Annotated in this window: 16 protein-coding genes; 12 read left to right on the forward strand and 4 right to left on the reverse strand. The window is 37.4% G+C overall.

The features are described from left to right. The first annotated feature begins 2 nt into the window (after positions 1-2). Positions 3-494, forward strand: coding sequence for a dihydrofolate reductase (locus WMO38_RS09630; protein WP_021867228.1), 492 nt, complete (start codon positions 3-5; stop codon positions 492-494). After that, a complete protein-coding gene (locus WMO38_RS09635; RefSeq protein ID WP_349162446.1) occupies positions 478-1,344 on the forward strand; it encodes a hypothetical protein in 867 nt (288 codons plus the stop codon). Before WMO38_RS09630 ends, WMO38_RS09635 begins: the two co-directional genes overlap by 17 nt. 16 nt (positions 1,345-1,360) lie before the next feature. On the opposite strand, the gene WMO38_RS09640 is transcribed toward WMO38_RS09635, so the two are convergent. Further along, positions 1,361-2,242, reverse strand: coding sequence for an N-acetylmuramoyl-L-alanine amidase (locus WMO38_RS09640; RefSeq protein WP_349162448.1), 882 nt, complete (start codon positions 2,240-2,242; stop codon positions 1,361-1,363). A 116-nt stretch (positions 2,243-2,358) separates the two neighbouring features. On the opposite strand from WMO38_RS09640, the gene WMO38_RS09645 reads away from it, so the two are divergent. Next, positions 2,359-3,636: a peptidoglycan-binding domain-containing protein gene (locus tag WMO38_RS09645; protein ID WP_349162449.1), complete on the forward strand. Its 1,278-nt coding sequence runs from the start codon at positions 2,359-2,361 to the stop codon at positions 3,634-3,636. Here WMO38_RS09645 and WMO38_RS09650 read toward each other — a convergent pair. After that, positions 3,625-4,494 (reverse strand): DegV family protein, encoded by an 870-nt coding sequence (locus tag WMO38_RS09650; RefSeq protein ID WP_349162450.1) that lies wholly within the window; start codon positions 4,492-4,494, stop codon positions 3,625-3,627. The genes WMO38_RS09645 and WMO38_RS09650 overlap by 12 nt on opposite strands. Before the next feature lie 313 nt (positions 4,495-4,807). Here WMO38_RS09650 and infC point away from each other — a divergent pair, with 313 nt between their 5' ends. The 4 genes from infC (at position 4,808) to WMO38_RS09670 (ending at position 7,172) form a co-directional block, all read left to right on the forward strand. Then, complete coding sequence (gene infC / locus WMO38_RS09655; protein WP_186836507.1) at positions 4,808-5,302, forward strand: translation initiation factor IF-3; 495 nt, start codon at positions 4,808-4,810, stop codon at positions 5,300-5,302. A 39-nt stretch (positions 5,303-5,341) separates the two neighbouring features. Further along, positions 5,342-5,539 carry a 50S ribosomal protein L35 gene (rpmI, locus tag WMO38_RS09660; protein ID WP_021867234.1) on the forward strand — a complete coding sequence of 66 codons (198 nt, stop codon included), beginning with the start codon at positions 5,342-5,344 and terminating at the stop codon, positions 5,537-5,539. A 32-nt stretch (positions 5,540-5,571) separates the two neighbouring features. Next, positions 5,572-5,928, forward strand: coding sequence for a 50S ribosomal protein L20 (gene rplT / locus WMO38_RS09665; RefSeq protein WP_021867235.1), 357 nt, complete (start codon positions 5,572-5,574; stop codon positions 5,926-5,928). 200 nt (positions 5,929-6,128) lie between these two features. Next, positions 6,129-7,172, forward strand: coding sequence for an FKBP-type peptidyl-prolyl cis-trans isomerase (locus WMO38_RS09670; RefSeq protein ID WP_349162451.1), 1,044 nt, complete (start codon positions 6,129-6,131; stop codon positions 7,170-7,172). A 106-nt stretch (positions 7,173-7,278) separates the two neighbouring features. Here the strand turns inward: WMO38_RS09670 and dut are convergent, their stop codons facing one another. Continuing rightward, entirely contained in the window at positions 7,279-7,722 is a 444-nt protein-coding gene (gene dut / locus WMO38_RS09675; protein ID WP_349162453.1) for a dUTP diphosphatase, read from the reverse strand. A 34-nt stretch (positions 7,723-7,756) separates the two neighbouring features. Next, positions 7,757-8,284, reverse strand: coding sequence for an anaerobic ribonucleoside-triphosphate reductase activating protein (gene nrdG / locus WMO38_RS09680; RefSeq protein WP_186836510.1), 528 nt, complete (start codon positions 8,282-8,284; stop codon positions 7,757-7,759). A gap of 185 nt (positions 8,285-8,469) precedes the next feature. On the opposite strand from nrdG, the gene WMO38_RS09685 reads away from it, so the two are divergent. The 5 genes from WMO38_RS09685 to WMO38_RS09705 all read left to right on the forward strand — a co-directional run bounded on the left by WMO38_RS09685 (position 8,470) and on the right by WMO38_RS09705 (position 17,732). Continuing rightward, the gene (locus tag WMO38_RS09685) at positions 8,470-10,833 is read left to right on the forward strand and encodes a beta-L-arabinofuranosidase domain-containing protein (RefSeq protein WP_349162454.1); all 2,364 of its coding nucleotides are present in this window, start codon (positions 8,470-8,472) and stop codon (positions 10,831-10,833) included. A gap of 92 nt (positions 10,834-10,925) precedes the next feature. Further along, positions 10,926-11,762, forward strand: a complete 837-nt coding sequence (locus tag WMO38_RS09690; protein WP_021867240.1) for a sugar phosphate isomerase/epimerase family protein — start codon at positions 10,926-10,928, stop codon at positions 11,760-11,762. A gap of 53 nt (positions 11,763-11,815) precedes the next feature. Next, positions 11,816-13,480 (forward strand): ABC transporter ATP-binding protein, encoded by a 1,665-nt coding sequence (locus tag WMO38_RS09695; protein WP_349162455.1) that lies wholly within the window; start codon positions 11,816-11,818, stop codon positions 13,478-13,480. A gap of 16 nt (positions 13,481-13,496) precedes the next feature. Beyond that, positions 13,497-15,320, forward strand: coding sequence for an ABC transporter ATP-binding protein (locus tag WMO38_RS09700; protein WP_349162456.1), 1,824 nt, complete (start codon positions 13,497-13,499; stop codon positions 15,318-15,320). Between the two features lie 117 nt (positions 15,321-15,437). After that, positions 15,438-17,732 carry a RelA/SpoT family protein gene (locus tag WMO38_RS09705; protein WP_349162457.1) on the forward strand — a complete coding sequence of 765 codons (2,295 nt, stop codon included), beginning with the start codon at positions 15,438-15,440 and terminating at the stop codon, positions 17,730-17,732. Positions 17,733-17,741 lie beyond the last annotated feature (9 nt).

Here is a 17,741-nt window from a genome sequence, read left to right on the forward strand (position 1 = left end):
AAATGAAACTTATAGCAGCAGTAGATAAAAACTGGGGAATAGGAAGAAATAACAGGCTTCTTGTAAATATTCCGGAGGATATGCAGCTTTTCAGACAGGAGACAAACGGAAAAGTTGTCATTATGGGAAGAAAAACATTTGAAAGCCTTAAAGAAAAATCCCCTTTATATGGCAGAAAAAATATTGTGCTTACAACAAATAAGTCGTATGATGCAAAAGGAGCAGTTGTTTGTGCAAGTGTTGAAGAGGTGCTTGATGCAGTAAAAGATTATGATGATAATGATATATATGTAATAGGCGGTGGTGAAATCTATAAAGAATTTCTCCCATACTGCGATGTGGCACATATAACGAAGATTGATTATAAGTATGATGCCGACACATATCTTGAAAATCTTGATAAAAACAGTGAGTGGCACATAACGGCAAACAGTGAAGAAAAAACGTATTTTGATATTGTATATGAGTTTGTGAAGTATGAAAAGAAAAAGTAATAAAAACAGAAAAATAATATTTATATTGGCAGCACTTTCACTGCTTATTTCGGCAGTTTATGCCGGAACTTATTTTGCAACACCTTTTTTAAAAGAAAAACAAAACAATCCAGATGCGGCGGCGGCATTGAAAAATGAGGGAAAAGAGGCTGCGGATATTATAAGGGATTATATAGATAAGCAGTCTGTTGAAAGCCTTATAAGAAAAAAGATAAGTGGAACAGTATATGTTTCAGACAATAAAGGTGTGTATGAAAATACAGGAATAGATTTTTATTTTTATAATGGAATTCTGTATTATGAGATAACGCAGGAAAAAGGAAAGATTTACAAGGTTGAAAGTTCAGAGTTATTAAAGCCGGAATTTATAAAAAAATATGATTTTGAAAAGTATTCAAAGTCTATAAATACTGCATTGGACAGCATTTATGAGAATTTTGCATCACTTGCTGACAGTATGAAGTATGAAAATAAGCCTGGTGAAGGCTATGAGCTGAATGGCTCGCATGTATCTGTATACAGTGTTTTACTTGAAAAGTCAAATCTTAAAAAGGCAGCATCCGGCACGATAGATGCGTTGTATGACAACAGTGATACGTCAGTTTATATGGGAATGTTTTCGGCATACGGAGTTGTTAGCCGTGAAAAATTAAAAAGATATACGGACAGACAGCTTGCACGGTTTACATATGCACAGGCCGATATCCATATTGGTGAAAATGATAATCTCAAAAGAATAAAAATTGATAATTACCAGCTTGATTTTGATTATGACGGAACAGAGTATGATTTTACCGTATCGGCTGATATAAAATTTGATGATGCAGCAGACACGCCACCGGGAAATTAACCCGATGGCGTGTTTTTCAGTCATATACGATATAGGTATTATATCGGAAACGCCGTAAACGCTGTTCCATTTTTATTGCATTTGTAAGGTAAAGAAAAGCCCCGACCTGTACTTTATAATAACCGTCATCGGATATAATGAATGCAGGGAAACCTTCTATTAAAAGAGAATCAAGCATTCTGTCGGCATTTTCTTTGTTGCGGTAAGCACCTGTTTGGATTCTGTAAAGTTTTGTTCCCTCTTCGTCACAACGGCATGCGGGCATGCCGGGGTTCTCAGAAATGCCGGGACTTGCAGGCATACTGTAATTTGCCGGAATGTCAGGAGAAGAGCCAGTGTCGGGGGCATCTGTTTTTGTAGTTTGTGAATAGACTGTTTCAAGAATGCCGTCGGCAATTGCCCTTGCAATTTCATTGAAATTTTCATCAAAAATCTTATTGTCTGTATCGCTATTGATAAATCCAACCTCTACAAGAACAGCAGGCATCTGGGTCCTTTTTAAGACAACGAGATTAGGACGTTCTGTTATTCCGAGGTCTTCAAAACCGGCATCGGCAAGTTCTTTGTTGATATTTTTTGCAAGAGTGTGGCGTATTCCGGAATCTTTGTATACAAGAGATTCAATGCCGCTATACTGGTTATTTTTTTCGGATGAATTGCGGTGTATTGAAATAAAATAGTCGGCACCTGAATTATTGGCATCGGTTGCTTTTTTAAATGGAGTTTCATATTCATCATTGTCCCGCACATAATATACATTAATGCCATTCATTTCAAGTATCTTTCCGACAGCCTGGGTAAGGCGGAGTGTATCATCTTTTTCAGCACGTCCGTTATAGACGGCACCGGGATCACTTCCGCCGTGGCCTGCATCAAGTGCAATAGTTATATCAGACATGTTTTCCCCTTTTATTACAAAACAATATTCACATTATTATATTCAAATCGGATTAAATGATTCATTGTAGGACAAAAAGAAGCATAGAATGGTAAAAAAATAAATGGGAAAATATTATGAATATTAATTATGTGCATACATTTGAAAGGCCGGAAAATGCGGTTGACAGAGGTAATCTCAAAGTAAATGTAATTGACAGACGGACAAAAAGACCTGTTATGAATGCGAGAGTGGAAATTTCATATACAGGCCGGCCGGACAGTGTTATTGAGGAACTGGTTACTGATGACAGTGGACTTACACCGACAATAGCACTTCCTGCACCTCCGGTTGAATATAGCATGGAGCCACAGGATTCACAGCCATATTCAGAGTATAATGTAAAAATTACCGCATCAGGATATGTTGATATGCTTATATCGGGTTCTGAAATTTTTTCGGGAGTGAGCAGTACACAGCAGGCATCGCTCGGAGGACAGACGGAAAGCGATGCCGCGTCAGATGTAGTTGTGATTCCGGCAAATACTCTTTTTGGAACGTATCCTCCAAAGATACCTGAAAATGAGATACAGCCCGTAAATACGAGCGGTGAGATTGTGCTTAGTAAAGTTGTTGTTCCTGAAACAGTTGTTGTCCACGATGGTGTGCCAGCTGACCCGACAGCTTCAGATTATTATGTGAGATACTCTGATTATATTAAGAATGTGGCAAGCAGTGAGATATATTCAACGTGGCCGGTTGAAACGATAAAAGCTAACGTGCTTGCAATTATGTCGTTTACATTAAACAGGGTGTATACAGAGTTTTACAGAAATAAAGGATATGAATTTACAATCACATCATCAACGGCATTTGACCATAAATGGATTTACGGAAGAAATATATTTACAAGCATATCGAATATTGTTGATGACATATTTAACCAGTATCTTTCAAGACCAAATGTAAAACAGCCGATTCTTACTCAGTATTGCGATGGGAAGAGGGTGAGCTGTCCGGATTGGATGAGCCAGTGGGGAAGCAAATATCTTGGAGACCAGAATTATAGTGCTATAGATATATTAAGATATTATTACGGTGATTCAATGTATATTAACACGGCTGAGGAGATAAGCGGGATTCCTGCATCATGGCCGGGATACAATCTTGACATTGGTTCTTCAGGACAAAAAGTCCGCCAGCTTCAGGAGCAGCTTAATCTTATTGGTGAATTTTATAATGCAATTCCGCCGGTTGAGCCGGATGGAATATACGGCGAGCAAACGGCGGAAGCAGTAAGAAAATTCCAGAAAATATTTGATATGCCTCAGACTGGTGTTGTTGATTTTGCAACATGGTACCAGATTTCCGGAAAATATGTTGCACTTTCAGGTATTGCGGAATTAAATCCTTGATTCACCCATGAAGAACAATGCAAGTGTTCCCGGACCTGAGTGTGCTCCGATAGTCGGGCAGATTGTGTTTATTACAATTTTGTGATTGTATTTTTCCCTTATTTTAGATGCTACAAATTCTGCATCTTCAAGGCAGTCGCCATGACCGATAAAAATTGCATCTGTCTCGTCTTTATATGAACCCATGAGTTCATCAATTTTTGATACAAGTGTGAGAAGAGATTTTTTTCTTCCTCTGACCTTGCCTACAGGTATAAGCTGACCTGCATCATTTACATGAAGAATAGGTTTGATACCGGCAAGACTTCCTACAATAGCTGTTGTCTTTGAAACACGTCCTCCACGGTAGAGGTGATGAAGGTCATCGACTGTGAAGAAATGAACAAAATTGCGGCGGTGTGCATTAATGTAATCAGCTACTTCGTCAATGGATTTTCCTTCGTTTTTTAATTGGATAGCACGATATACAGTAAGCCCTTCTCCCATTGAAGCGGCAAGAGAATCAATTACAATAATTTTTGATTCAGGATATTCCTCCATTATTTCTCTGGCAGCTATGCAGCAGTTGTTGTAGCTGCTGGAGAGTGCTGAAGAAAAAGCAATATGAAGGATATCATAGCCTTCCTCAACTCTTTTTTTGAAAATTTTTGCAACGTCTTCGGGATTACATGCCATTGTAGTAGGCATTTCTCCGTTACGCATGCGTGTATAGAATTCTTTTACTGGCATTTCGTTTCCAGGTCCGTAGAGCTGCTCACCGAAAGCATAAAAAAGAGTATGTATGTCGATAGAATTTTCACGGACGAAATCATCAGTAAGATCCGCTGTTGTGTCGGTTGAAATTAGATATTGACGCATAAAATCCTCCTTGTTTTATAACATAAAATTGCTTGCAATATTTTATATTCATATATATAATATCACTATATAGGTGAATGTGTAAATTAAAAATATTTTCATTTATCCTATTGACACATCTGTCAAATGATGATAAGATACAAAAGATGTGAATTTTAATGAAGCAGAGTGTCCACTCTCACCTTAGCGCAAGGGCGACTCGGGTTTATACTTTATAAATATATGACTTATAACAGGTCTTTATTTTGTGATGTATGTGGATGGCTGCTGCTATCCACTTTTTTTATGGAGGTGCACTGTTATTAGCGATTTAATGATTAACGAACAAATCAGGGACAAAGAAATCCGATTAATCGGAGCTGACGGAGAACAGCTTGGAATTATGTCAGCAAAGGATGCCATGAAACTTGCAAGAGAGGCTGATGTTGATCTTGTTAAGATTGCACCATCTGCAACGCCACCTGTATGTAAGCTGATTGATTATGGTAAATATAAGTACGAATTAATCAGAAAAGAGAAAGAAGCTAAGAAGAAACAGAAGACAATAGAGACGAAGGAAGTAAGACTTTCTCCAAATATTGATGTCAATGATCTTAATACAAAGAGCAACGCTGCAAGAAAGTTCCTTGAGAAGGGTAACAAAGTAAAAGTTACATTGAGATTCAGAGGACGTGAGATGGCTCATGTAGAGAGCAGCAAACACATTCTTACAGATTTCGCTGAGAAGCTAAGTGATATAGCCGTTGTTGAAAAGGCTCCTAAGATGGAAGGCAGGAGCATGATGATGTTTTTAACTGAAAAACGTTAAAATATAAATACTACATGTTAAAAATTCAGGAGGTTTATTATGCCAAAGGTAAAAACAAAAAGAGCCGCTGCAAAGCGTTTTAAAGTAACTGGTACAGGTAAGTTAAAGAGAATGAAAGCTTATAAGAGCCACATTCTTACAAAGAAGACAACAAAGAGAAAGAGAAATTTAAGACACGCAGCAATGACTGATGCAACTAATGTTAAGACAATGAAGAAGATTATGCCTTATCTTTAATCAGATAAACGGTATAGAAGGAGGAATATAAAATGGCAAGAATTAAAGGCGGAATGAACGCAAAGAAAAAGCACAACAGAGTTTTAAAGCTCGCTAAAGGTTATAGAGGTGCAAGATCAAAGCAGTATAGAGTAGCTAAGCAGTCTGTTATGAGAGCTCTCACAGAGTCTTATAAGGGCAGAAAGCAGAAGAAGAGACAGTTCAGACAGTTATGGATTGCAAGAATCAATGCTGCTGCAAGAATCAATGGTTTATCATACAGCAAATTTATGTATGGTTTAAAGCTTGCTAATGTTGACCTTAACAGAAAAGTATTGTCAGAGATGGCTGTAAATGATGCAGAAGGATTTGCAAAGCTTGCTGAGTTAGCAAAGTCTAAGGTTGCTTAATTATATATTAAGTTATAAGTTGAAGGGGCTGTCGCTTTAACGGTTATATATCGTTGAAGCGGGCCTCTTTTAAGTTTGTGAAATAAATGTGAAAAATGATATATACACTGTTCATATGTTGAAAGATATGTTATTATCTATTAGATTGGTTTCTGATTGAAGAGACCTTTCATGATTATGAAAGTGTGGGATGAGTGAATATGAAAAAGAATATTTTAAAGAAGATAAGTATTGGTTTGCTGTCAGCAGCTATGATGGTTTCCATGACAGCATGTAATACAAAGATTAAAGTTACTTATGATTATAAAGCGGAAGATTATGTTACGCTTGGAGAATATAAGGGCATAGAGGTAAGCGTTGATACTGATGCAATAGAGAACAATCTTATCAATACAAGAATACAGAATGATCTTGAGAGCAATACAACATATGTTGAAACAACAAGAGCTGCCCAGGCTGATGATAAAGTTACAATTGATTTTAAGGGTTCAATCGGTGGAGAGCAGGTATCCGGTTTCAGTGATAATGATTACTCTATTGTACTTGGAAAAGATACATTCACGGTTGAAGGGTTTGTTGATGAACTTTACGGAGTAAAGAGCGGTGATGTCAAGGTTGTTACACTTACAGTTCCACAAGATTTCAGCGATGCACCTGAGTATGCAGGACGTAAGATTGTATTTGAGATTACAGTAAAAACAGTTGCACAGCCTAATGTACCTATGATTACAGATACTTATGCAAAAGAATATTACAATTATGATACAGTTGCTGAATACAGAGAGAGTATCAAGAATGAGATTCAGGATACTATTGATGAAAAGGTAACTGAAGCAAAGAAACAAGCTGTTCTTACAAAGCTTCAGGAAAGATGTACAATCAAAGGTTATCCGGAGGATTATCTTGCAACAAAGACAAGTGATTATGAACAGTCAATTAAGTTTTATTCAATGATGCAGGGAATAACAGTTGATGAGTACTGCCAGAAGACATTTAATATGAGCTTTGATGATTATGTTAAAAAGGCTGTTGCCCAGGAGATGATTTTACAGGCGATTGCCGATAAGGAAAATATATCAATTAAAGATTATGATTACAAAGGGGAGCTTCCTCAGTTTGCAAAAGACAGAGGATATTCTGATAAAGATTCATTTGTTGAGAAGTATGGTAAAGATAAGATTGTTAAGAATATGATTATTCAGAAAGCACAGGATATCGTAATGGATAATGCTGTATATAAGTAGGCATCTGCCAGCAAGGCATTGGCTGTCTGCATAAAATAATCCACAGACATAAACGAAGATGTTTATGGTCTGTGGATTTTTGCATGTTTTTTATTTGTTTTGTGGATTAGTGTGTTCCTGTAGAACCAAAACCGCCTTCTCCGCGGACAGAATCTTCTAATGAATCAGCTTCTGTAAAATCGGCAGTTATAAAAGGTGCAAGTACAAGCTGTGCGATGCGTTCACCTTTTGATACAGTAACGGCTTCACCAGAGTGATTATATAAAGCAACCATGATTTCACCACGGTAATCGGAATCAATTACCCCTACTTTATTTGCCGGAGCAAGTCCACGTTTACAAGCCATTCCGCTTCTTGCATAAATAAGACCGACAAGGCCTGTTGGAATCTCAAGTGCAATTCCTGTGTGTATAAATTCGGTGCAGCCGGGATTTATAGTTATATCTTTATCCATGCATGCATAAAGGTCGGCACCAGCGGCAAACTCAGTTCCATAAGCTGGAATAATGGCATCTTCTCTTAACTTTTTTAATCTTACAGTCTGTTTCATTTTAATAGTCTCCATTCTTAAAAATAATAAAGGTTTATTTATCAAAGTCATATAAAATGACATTGCCGCTTTTCAATGATTCGTTTACAAGGATTGTACGCTGGTTTTCAGAGCCTTTGAATTTGAGATTGAGATTTTTAAGCTCTTCAACAAAGCGTCCGTCAACAAGAACATCAATATAACTTAGCAGTTCATTGGTTTCTTTCCATCTTTTACACATGTTTTCTATGATATCTTTATCAAATAAAAACCCGGTAAAACACCATATATCTTTTTGTGGCAGGACTTCACGTACCTGTCTTACAAGAGGAAGAAGACCTTTCTGGTTACTGTATTCAAATGGTTCACCGCCAAGAAGTGTAAGCCCCTGTATATAATCAGGTTTCAAAGATTCGATAATAGAATCAATTGTATCCTGTGTAAATGGTTTCCCATAATTAAAATCCCATGCGATTTCATTGAAACATCCGGGACAGTGATGGCTGCATCCGCTTACAAAAAGAGATGTGCGTACTCCCGGACCATTGGCTACATCACAATATTTGATTTCTGCATAGTTCATTATGATCAGTCTCCAATCTTACGTTAATTAGCACTACATATTATAACAGAAAAAAAGTATGTTGAATAGGTTTAAAAATCTGTAAAAATATATATAAATATCTATAGTTCAGTGGAAAAATACAGAATATATGTTAAAATAATAACAACATAAATAAGACTTTTACATGAAAGGAAGACAGCATTATGATAGAGATTAATTTTGACAAACTTTACAGATATCCAAGGATTGCAGAACCGTGTACAATATGTATTCCGGTAGAAAAAGGAAAAATATATTCTAAAGATAATGTATGCGTTATGCAGGATGGAAAACCGGTTCCTACACAGGCAAAGGTTACATCAAGATATGATGACACATCAATAAGATATCTTTTTGTAAGGTTTATGGCTGATCTGCCGGCAAATAAGGGCACAAAAGTATATTGTGAACTTGATTGTAAAGATGTCAATGATAATCCGGACATTTTATGTACTGAGAGTAGTACAGGAATAGAAGTTGATACGGGGGCGTTAAAGTTTAAGGTTGAAGATTATGCCTCATACATTTTTAAGGAAGTTAATGATGGAAATAAGATATATACAAATGAAAATTTTGTCGGCCCATATCTTAAAGAAGCTGATGGAACAAGTTATGATATAGAACTTGAAGAATGGAATATAATAGAGTGCGGTCAGGTGTGTGTGTCTTTGTGTACAAAAGGCGTAAATGTATCAAAAGATAAAGATAAAAAGATAAAGTTTGAGATAAGAATTAATGCATATGCCGGAAAACCGTGGGTTGAACTTTCATACAGAATTATAAACACAAGCATGGAAGAACTTGATATAGCATCACTTGTATTTTATGCAAAAGCTGATTCTTCAAGCCGCCTTAGTGATATTATGAAACCTATGAATTTTGATGAGAAGCCGGATTCTACAGGATGTGGCGATATAATGACAGATAATACAAGCTGTACCGGACCTGTTTTTCATACAAGGGGAACGCACGAACTTGAACTTTTTGATGAGAAAGCACCTGTTTTGGATGTAAGGACGATGGTGGGAAGCTCTAATTATAGGACAGATTTTTATATAGGAAAAAATGGAGAAGAAGTAAACCGCCATATAGATGCACATTATCTTATGAAAGAGGCAAATGAGCATTTTGCGGAAGTTTTGTATGGTACATTTTTTGCTGACAGGACAGATGCTAAAGGTGGACTCTGCATAACTGTATATCAGGCACAGCAAAATTACCCAAAGGCAGTAAAGTCAGACAGTGAAGGTATTGCTGTTATGCTTGTTCCGGAGGGAGAAGACAAGGTTATCATGCAGCCGGGAATGGCAAGAACACAGAAAATGCTTATGCATTTTCATGCTGCAGATGAGAAGATTCTTGAAATTGATAACAGAAGTCTTATTTACCAGATGCCTGACAGACCATATATTTCTCCTGAGGTGTTTAAAAATGCCGGAGTTATGCCGGATATTTTCCCTGATAAGTTAAATGATGATGTTGAGATGTTTCTTATAGGAAGAGCTGACGAACATGCAAGATGTTATGGCATGCTTAACTGGGGCGACACATGGGATTCTAATTATACACAGCAGGGAAGAGGCAACGGAAAGACAGTGTGGAGTAATAATGAATATGATTATCCACATTCATGTGCGTTGGAGTATGCAAGAACCGGTGTGAGACGTTTCCTTGACTATCTTCTTGTTTCAACAGAGCATCAGATGGATGTAGATGTGTGCCATTACAGTGATAATCCGTTACGAATCGGCGGTCAGTGGGAACATACGGCAGGACATTGCAAGAATGGTATTATGGTGTGTTCGCATGAGTGGGTTGAAGGCCTTTTTGATTATTATCATTTTACAGGCGACGAAAGAGCATTAACTACGGCTGTTGGAATTGGAAATAATATATTAAAGCTTCTTGATACACCAATGTATGCTGTTCCGGGTGAGGCAAATGCAAGAGAAACAGGCTGGGCACTAAGAGCACTGACGGCATTATATGTTGAGACTGGTGAATCAAAGTGGATTGACAAATGTGAATGGATTGTTGACAGCTTTAAGAAATGGGAAGAAGAATATGGCTACTGGCTTGCACCATATACAGACAATACAACAATACGTGTAGGATTTATGATTTCTGTTGCGATTGGCAGTGTTATGAGATATTACAGAGTATTTCCGCGTGAAGATATCAAAGATATGATAATCCGTGCTGTTGATGATCTTATTGAAAACTGTATGCTTGGATGTGGAGTATTTTATTATAAAGAACTTCCGAGTCTGCAGAGACTTGGTAATAATACGCTTTTGCTTGAATCTCTTGCAATAGCTTATGAGCTCACAGGAGATGTGAAGTATCTTAAACCAGGAATAAAGACATTCGACAAAACAATTGATTCAAAGGCAGCAACGACAAACGGTGTCAAGAAAATTGTTGATGATGCAGTGATATGTGCCGGTGCAAGCACAAAGGGATTTGCTCAGAGTTTTATCCCTGTTATTACATATTACAAGGCATTGTCAGAAAATGGATTGTATTAATCCGCCATGTCTTGCAAAGACCAAAAAACCGTAGTAATATTAAAATATTGATTATATGGTAATGCACTATATGTGCCGGAATGGAGGATAATATGAGAATAGGTATAAGAGCTCATGATGTAAAATATGCACCGCTTGATGAACTGATTCCAAATATACATAATCAGGGATTTCATTGCATGCATATAGCACTAAGCAAGTCAATTAAGGAATTTAAGCCGGAGATAAGCACAATGACACCCGGACTTGCAATGTATATCAAGGAATTGTGTGCTGAAAATAAAGTTGATGTGGCTGTGCTTGGCTGTTATCTTAATTTATGCAATCCTAATCCGGAGCAGCATAAAAAGATAGTAGAAAAATACAAGGCACATATAAGATTTGCAAGTATTTTAGGCTGTGGAGTTGTTGGAACAGAGACTGGTGCCGTTAACGAAGAATACAAGTACGAACCGGCAAATCATTCTGAGGAAGCACTTGAGACATTTATAGAAAATCTGAGACCTATAGTAAAATATGCAGAGCAGTTTGGTGTTATATTTGCAATTGAACCGGTGTGGAAGCATATTGTATACACAGTTGAGAGAGCAAGAAAAGTTCTGGATGCTATTGATTCACCTAATCTTCAGATTATATTTGACCCTGTAAATCTTCTTTGTGTTGATAATATCGATAAACAGGATGAGATTATTGAAAAGGCATTTGAACTTCTCGGAGATGATATAGCTGTAGTCCACTGCAAGGATTATGTCGTTGAGGGCAATGAGTTAAAGTCTATTGCTGCCGGAACAGGAAGCCTTAATTATCCGCTTCTCTTAAAGAAGATAAAAGAATACAAGCCATATGTTCACTGTACGCTTGAAAATACGGTGCCTGAAAATGCTGTCGCAACAAGAGAATTTATGGAAAGAACATACGCTGAAGTATGAATTTAATATTCAGATATATGAAACCCCACTTCCCACGCATGGTAGTGGGGTTTATGGTTAAATTTTCCGGAACAGTAATGGATCTGCTGCTTCCGTGGATACTTGCATATATTATTGATGAAGTTGTGCCTGAGGCAGATATTGCGAGAGTTGTACAGTGGGGACTTGTCATGGTTGTCTGTGCATTTATTGCGGTACTCGGCAATGTGACAGCAAACAGAATGGCTTCATCAGTTGCGAGAGATTCAATGCGTGTTTTAAGAAATGATACATTTACGGCAATTATGAATCTTTCGTGCGGACAGGTTGACAACTTCTCTCAGAGCACACTTATATCACGAATGACAAGTGATACATATAATATTCATCAGATTATGAATTCTATGCAGAGAATGGGTGTGCGTGCACCGATTCTTCTTATTGGCGGGATTATTGTTACTATGACACTTGATCCGGTGCTCTCGGCAATACTTGCATCAACACTTCCATTTCTTGCAATAGTAGTCATATATGTTGCTAAAAAAGGCATTCCTCTTTATAACACGCATCAGAAGGCAAGTGATGTCATGATAGGCCGTGTGCGTGAAAGTATTACAGGAATACGAGTTATCAAGGCACTTTCAAAAGGTGATTATGAGCGTGAGAGATTTGAAAATATCAATCTGGATGTCGTTGAAAAGGAGAAAAAAGCGGGTATAGCAATGGCACTTACCAATCCGGTTATGAATTTTCTTCTTAATGTTGGCTGGGTAATGATTATATTTGTCGGGGCAGTCCGTGTAAATGCCGGACTTACAGCACCTGGTAAAATTATTGCATTTCTTACATATTTTACAATAATTCTTAATGCCATGCTCTCAGTAACACGTCTTTTCGTTATGTTTTCAAGAGCCGGTTCATCTGCCGAAAGAATAGAAGAAATATTACAAGCCCGGTCTGACATTAAGAATCAGGATGCTAATGATAATAAAAGCTGTGATGAGAGCCTTCCGTATATTGTTTTTGATAATGTGAGTTTCTCATATAATGGAAACGTTGATAACCTTTCTGATATTTCATTTTCACTGGAAAAAGGCCAGAAGCTTGGAATTATTGGTGCAACAGGCTCTGGAAAGACAACAATTATCAATCTTTTAATGAGATTTTATGATGTCTCATCAGGAAAGATATTCATTGATGGAAAAGATATTCGTGATTATGATGTGGGTGTTCTGCGTGAGAAATTCGGTGCTGTATTTCAGAATGACATTATATTTGAAGACAGTGTTTCGGAAAATATAAAACTTGGAAGAAATATAACTGACGAGAATATGAAAAAAGCAGCAAAAGCATCATGTATTGATTCACATATAAGCCAGATGGATGAAGGATACGATTCATTTCTTGCAATAAGAGGAAATAACCTTAGTGGTGGACAGAAACAGAGAATGTTAATTTCGCGTGCGATTGCGGGAAATCCTGAGATTCTTGTGCTCGATGATTCTTCAAGTGCACTGGATTACAAGACTGATGCAGCAATACGAAAAAATATTGATGAAATGGGAAAAAACACAACTACAATTATAGTTGCACAAAGAGTAAGTTCAGTGCTTGACTGTGATAAGATAATTGTTATAGATGAAGGCAGGATTGCAGCATGCGGAAATCATGATAAGCTTCTTAAAACATGTGCAATTTATGCAAGAATAAGCAGTCTTCAGAGCGGAATAACACAGTAAAGGAGAAAGTGTTATCATGGCAAAAACAGGTGCAGATATGTTCCGTATGGGACCAAAGATTGCAAAGGGAACAAGTGCGGAAGAGATATATAAAAACAGCAGAAGTATCAATAAAAAGGGTACTATTTTGAGACTGTCAAAATACCTTATGAGATATAAATATCTCATGGCAGCAGCGTTATTTTTATCAATTGCGGGTAATGTTTTTGCACTTATCGGACCAAAGCTTTCAGGTCAGGCGATTGATGCAATAACCGGTACCGGTCAGGTGGATTTTAAAAAAGTCACACATTACTGTATTCTGATGGCAATATTTTATATTGCATCTTCAGTAATGTCTTATATACTTTCTGTCCTTATGATACATATAACACAGAAATGTGTTTACCAGATGAGAAAAGATGTCTATGACAGCCTTATGAAACTTCCGGTATCATATTTTGATAAACATCAGACGGGTGAGATATTAAGCAGAATTTCTTATGATATAGATACAGTAAATACATCGCTTTCAACTGACCTTGTGCAGATACTCACGAGTGTTATAACGGTTGTCGGCTCGTTCTTTATGATGCTTTCGATATCTCCGATGCTGATACTTATATTTGTTGTAACAATACCTTTGTCATTTCTTATAACAAAGTTTATTACAGGGAAAACAAGACCATTGTTTCGGGAGCGTTCAGCAGCACTTGGACGTCTCAACGGATTTGTTGAAGAGATGATAGGCGGGCATAAGACAATAAAAGCATATCACAGGGAAGAAAATACTATTAACAAGTTCAAAGAAAATAATGATGATGCCGTAAAATGTTATTATGAGGCAGAGTATTTCGGAAGCATGACAGGTCCGTGTGTTAATTTTGTTAATAATCTTTCGCTTGCATGCATATCTGTCTTTGGTGCTGTATTATACATCGGAGCTAAGATTTCAATTGGTGATATTTCTTCGTTTGTACTTTATTCGAGAAAATTTTCAGGTCCTATCAATGAGGCAGCAAATGTACTGAACGAATTCCAGTCTGCAATTGCAGCGGCAGAAAGGGTGTTCAGGCTTATTGATGAACCGAAAGAGCCTGTAGATAAGCCTGATGCAGTCAGCCTTAGTAATGTAGAAGGAAAAGTTGATTTTGATAATGTAAGCTTTGGGTATGTAAGAGATAAGATGATACTTAAAGATATAAGTCTGTCAGCAAAACCCGGACAGGTAATAGCAATAGTAGGTGAAACAGGAGCCGGAAAGACAACAATAATTAATCTTCTTATGCGTTTTTATGATATTGCCAGCGGCAAGATAAGCATTGATGATAAAAACTACAGGGATTATAAAATGTCGGATTTAAGGAAATCTTTTGCAATGGTTTTACAGGATACATGGCTGTTTAACGGAACGGTGTACGAAAATATTGCATATGGTAATGAACATGCTACAAGGCAGCAGGTTATAGAAGCAGCTAAAGCAGCAAAGATTCACAGATATATTGAAAGTCTGCCTGATGGTTATGATACTGTGCTTACTGAAAATGCAACAAATATTTCAAAAGGACAGAAACAACTGCTTACGATTGCGAGAGCAATGCTTCTTGATTCGTCAATGCTCATACTTGATGAGGCGACGTCAAATGTTGATATAGTAACAGAGGCGGATATATCCGGTGCAATGGTCAAACTTATGAAAAATAAAACATGCTTTGTCATTGCACACAGACTGTCTACAATACAGAATGCAGACAGGATTCTTGTGGTAAAAGACGGCAATATTGTAGAGCAGGGAACACATCAGGAACTGCTTGATAAAAAACAGTTCTATTACAGTATGTATAATGCTCAGTTTTCGTGAAAAACAAGGGATTATACAGTAATTGACTACTTGTATTTTCAGATGGTAGAATATATAATTAATATTAAAACTAGAAAGAGACACAGCTGGAGCTGATGATGAAGCGGAGGTAATGGTATGCCGGAAAAGATTGTACTTGAACAGGATAAGAATATTAAAACAAAAGAAGTTGAGAGACCGGTGGATACTCCTGCGGATTTCACAAGCCCGGAGGTGCTTTATCAGGATTTAATCACAGAGATTAAAAAATATCATCCATCATCGAATTTATCTGATATTGAGAAAGCATATAAGGTCGCTTATAAGGCACATGAAGGACAGAAGAGAAAGTCGGGGGAGCCATATATAATTCATCCTCTTTGTGTTGCAATTATACTTGCAGAACTTGAGCTTGATAAGGAGTCGATTATAGCGGGTCTTCTGCATGATGTAGTTGAAGATACAGTTATGACAAGTGAAGATGTAGAAAAAGAATTCGGCTCTGAAGTTGCACTTCTTGTTGATGGTGTTACAAAGCTTACACAGCTCAACTATGAGCATGATAAAATAGAAGTCCAGGCAGAGAATCTTCGTAAGATGTTTCTTGCTATGGCAAAAGATATCCGTGTAATTATGATAAAGCTTGCCGATAGACTTCACAATATGAGAACAATGCAATACCAGTCACCGGCTAAGCAGATTGAAAAGTCAAGAGAGACTATGGAAATATACGCTCCTATTGCACACAGGCTCGGTATTTCAAAGATTAAGGTTGAACTTGACGACCTTTCAATGAAATATCTTATGCCTGATGTATACAACGATCTTGTTGAGCAGGTAAATCTCAACAGACCCGGCAGGGAAGCATTTATCAAGAGCATTATAAAAGAAGTCGGAATGCACATAAGCAATGCCGGAATTGAGGCAGAGATTGACGGAAGAGTAAAGCACTTCTTTTCTATTTACAGAAAGATGGTCAACCAGAATAAGACACTTGACCAGATTTATGATATTTTTGCAGTAAGAATCAAGGTTGACACAGTAAAGGACTGTTATGCCGCACTCGGTGTAATACATGAGATGTATAAGCCAATCCCGGGACGTTTCAAGGATTATATAGCAATGCCTAAGCCTAATATGTATCAGTCGCTTCATACAACATTGATTGCTTCTAACGGACAGCCGTTTGAGGTGCAGATTCGTACTTATGAGATGCACAGAACTGCTGAGTATGGTATTGCGGCACACTGGAAATATAAAGAAGGCAAGAGCGGTGCACCTTCCAATGAAGAGGCAAAGCTTAGCTGGCTTCGCCAGATGCTTGAATGGCAGACAGAGATGTCTGATAACAAAGAATTTCTTTCTTCTATTAAGAGTGATTTGAATCTTTTTTCAGATAATATATATTGTTTTACACCTACAGGTGATGTCAAGAATCTTCCGGCCGGTTCATGTCCTGTTGATTTTGCATACAGCATTCACAGTGCAGTCGGCAATAAGATGGTAGGTGCAAGAGTCAACGGCAAACTTGTAACCATAGATTATGAATTAAAGAGCGGTGACAGAGTTGAGATTATCACATCGCAGAATTCAAAAGGACCGAGCCGTGACTGGCTTAATATTGTCAAGAGCACGCAGGCAAGAAACAAGATTAATCAATGGTTTAAGCAGGAGTTAAAAGAAGATAATATTTTAAAGGGCAAGGAGCTTATAACTAATTACTGTAAGACAAAAGGCATTGTTCTTTCTGATATTATGAAACCTGAAAATCAGGAAAAGACACTTAACAAGTATGGCTTTAAAGACTGGAATTCACTTCTGGCATCTGTCGGACATGGCGGATTAAAGGAAGGTCAGGTTGTCAATAAGCTTGTTGAGGAAAATGAAAAACGCAAGAAAGCCGAAGTTACTGATAATGATGTACTGGAAGGCATTGTACAGCAGGAAGCAAAGAATAAAGATAAATATAAAAAAACACGTGGCGGTATAGTAGTCAAAGGCATACATGATGTAGCCGTAAGATTTTCAAAGTGCTGCAATCCGGTGCCGGGTGATGAGATTGTCGGATTTGTAACAAGAGGAAGAGGTGTTACAATACATCGTACAGACTGTGTAAATGTTATTAATTTCCCTGAAAATGAGAGAGAACGTCTCATTGAGGCTGAATGGGAGCAGGTTGATTCATCTGCTGATAAATACAGCACTGAGATTAATATTTTTGCAGCTAACAGAACCGGACTTATTGTAGATATATCAAGAATATTTACAGAAGCTAACATAGATGTTAAATTTATGAACAGCCGTGTTAATAAGAAAGGTATTGCAACAATTAATCTTGGATTTGACATACATGGAAAAGATGAGCTTAACAGGCTTGTAGAAAAGCTTAGAAATATCGAAGGCGTTACAGATATAGCAAGAACAGCAGGCTGATTAAGAACT

The organism is Lachnospira hominis (ex Hitch et al. 2025), from assembly GCF_040096395.1.
Lineage (GTDB): Bacteria > Bacillota > Clostridia > Lachnospirales > Lachnospiraceae > Lachnospira > Lachnospira hominis.

What these genes read in the sequence shown, in the direction of transcription:
- WMO38_RS09630 (WP_021867228.1), top strand. Translation starts at nt 3, where the DNA reads ATGAAACTTATAGCAGCAGTAGATAAAAACTGGGGAATAGGAAGAAAT.
- WMO38_RS09635 (WP_349162446.1), top strand. Translation starts at nt 478, where the DNA reads ATGAAAAGAAAAAGTAATAAAAACAGAAAAATAATATTTATATTGGCA.
- WMO38_RS09640 (WP_349162448.1), bottom strand. Translation starts at nt 2,242, where the DNA reads ATGTCTGATATAACTATTGCACTTGATGCAGGCCACGGCGGAAGTGAT.
- WMO38_RS09645 (WP_349162449.1), top strand. Translation starts at nt 2,359, where the DNA reads ATGAATATTAATTATGTGCATACATTTGAAAGGCCGGAAAATGCGGTT.
- WMO38_RS09650 (WP_349162450.1), bottom strand. Translation starts at nt 4,494, where the DNA reads ATGCGTCAATATCTAATTTCAACCGACACAACAGCGGATCTTACTGAT.
- infC (WP_186836507.1), top strand. Translation starts at nt 4,808, where the DNA reads ATGATTAACGAACAAATCAGGGACAAAGAAATCCGATTAATCGGAGCT.
- rpmI (WP_021867234.1), top strand. Translation starts at nt 5,342, where the DNA reads ATGCCAAAGGTAAAAACAAAAAGAGCCGCTGCAAAGCGTTTTAAAGTA.
- rplT (WP_021867235.1), top strand. Translation starts at nt 5,572, where the DNA reads ATGGCAAGAATTAAAGGCGGAATGAACGCAAAGAAAAAGCACAACAGA.
- WMO38_RS09670 (WP_349162451.1), top strand. Translation starts at nt 6,129, where the DNA reads ATGAAAAAGAATATTTTAAAGAAGATAAGTATTGGTTTGCTGTCAGCA.
- dut (WP_349162453.1), bottom strand. Translation starts at nt 7,722, where the DNA reads ATGAAACAGACTGTAAGATTAAAAAAGTTAAGAGAAGATGCCATTATT.
- nrdG (WP_186836510.1), bottom strand. Translation starts at nt 8,284, where the DNA reads ATGAACTATGCAGAAATCAAATATTGTGATGTAGCCAATGGTCCGGGA.
- WMO38_RS09685 (WP_349162454.1), top strand. Translation starts at nt 8,470, where the DNA reads ATGATAGAGATTAATTTTGACAAACTTTACAGATATCCAAGGATTGCA.
- WMO38_RS09690 (WP_021867240.1), top strand. Translation starts at nt 10,926, where the DNA reads ATGAGAATAGGTATAAGAGCTCATGATGTAAAATATGCACCGCTTGAT.
- WMO38_RS09695 (WP_349162455.1), top strand. Translation starts at nt 11,816, where the DNA reads ATGGTTAAATTTTCCGGAACAGTAATGGATCTGCTGCTTCCGTGGATA.
- WMO38_RS09700 (WP_349162456.1), top strand. Translation starts at nt 13,497, where the DNA reads ATGGCAAAAACAGGTGCAGATATGTTCCGTATGGGACCAAAGATTGCA.
- WMO38_RS09705 (WP_349162457.1), top strand. Translation starts at nt 15,438, where the DNA reads ATGCCGGAAAAGATTGTACTTGAACAGGATAAGAATATTAAAACAAAA.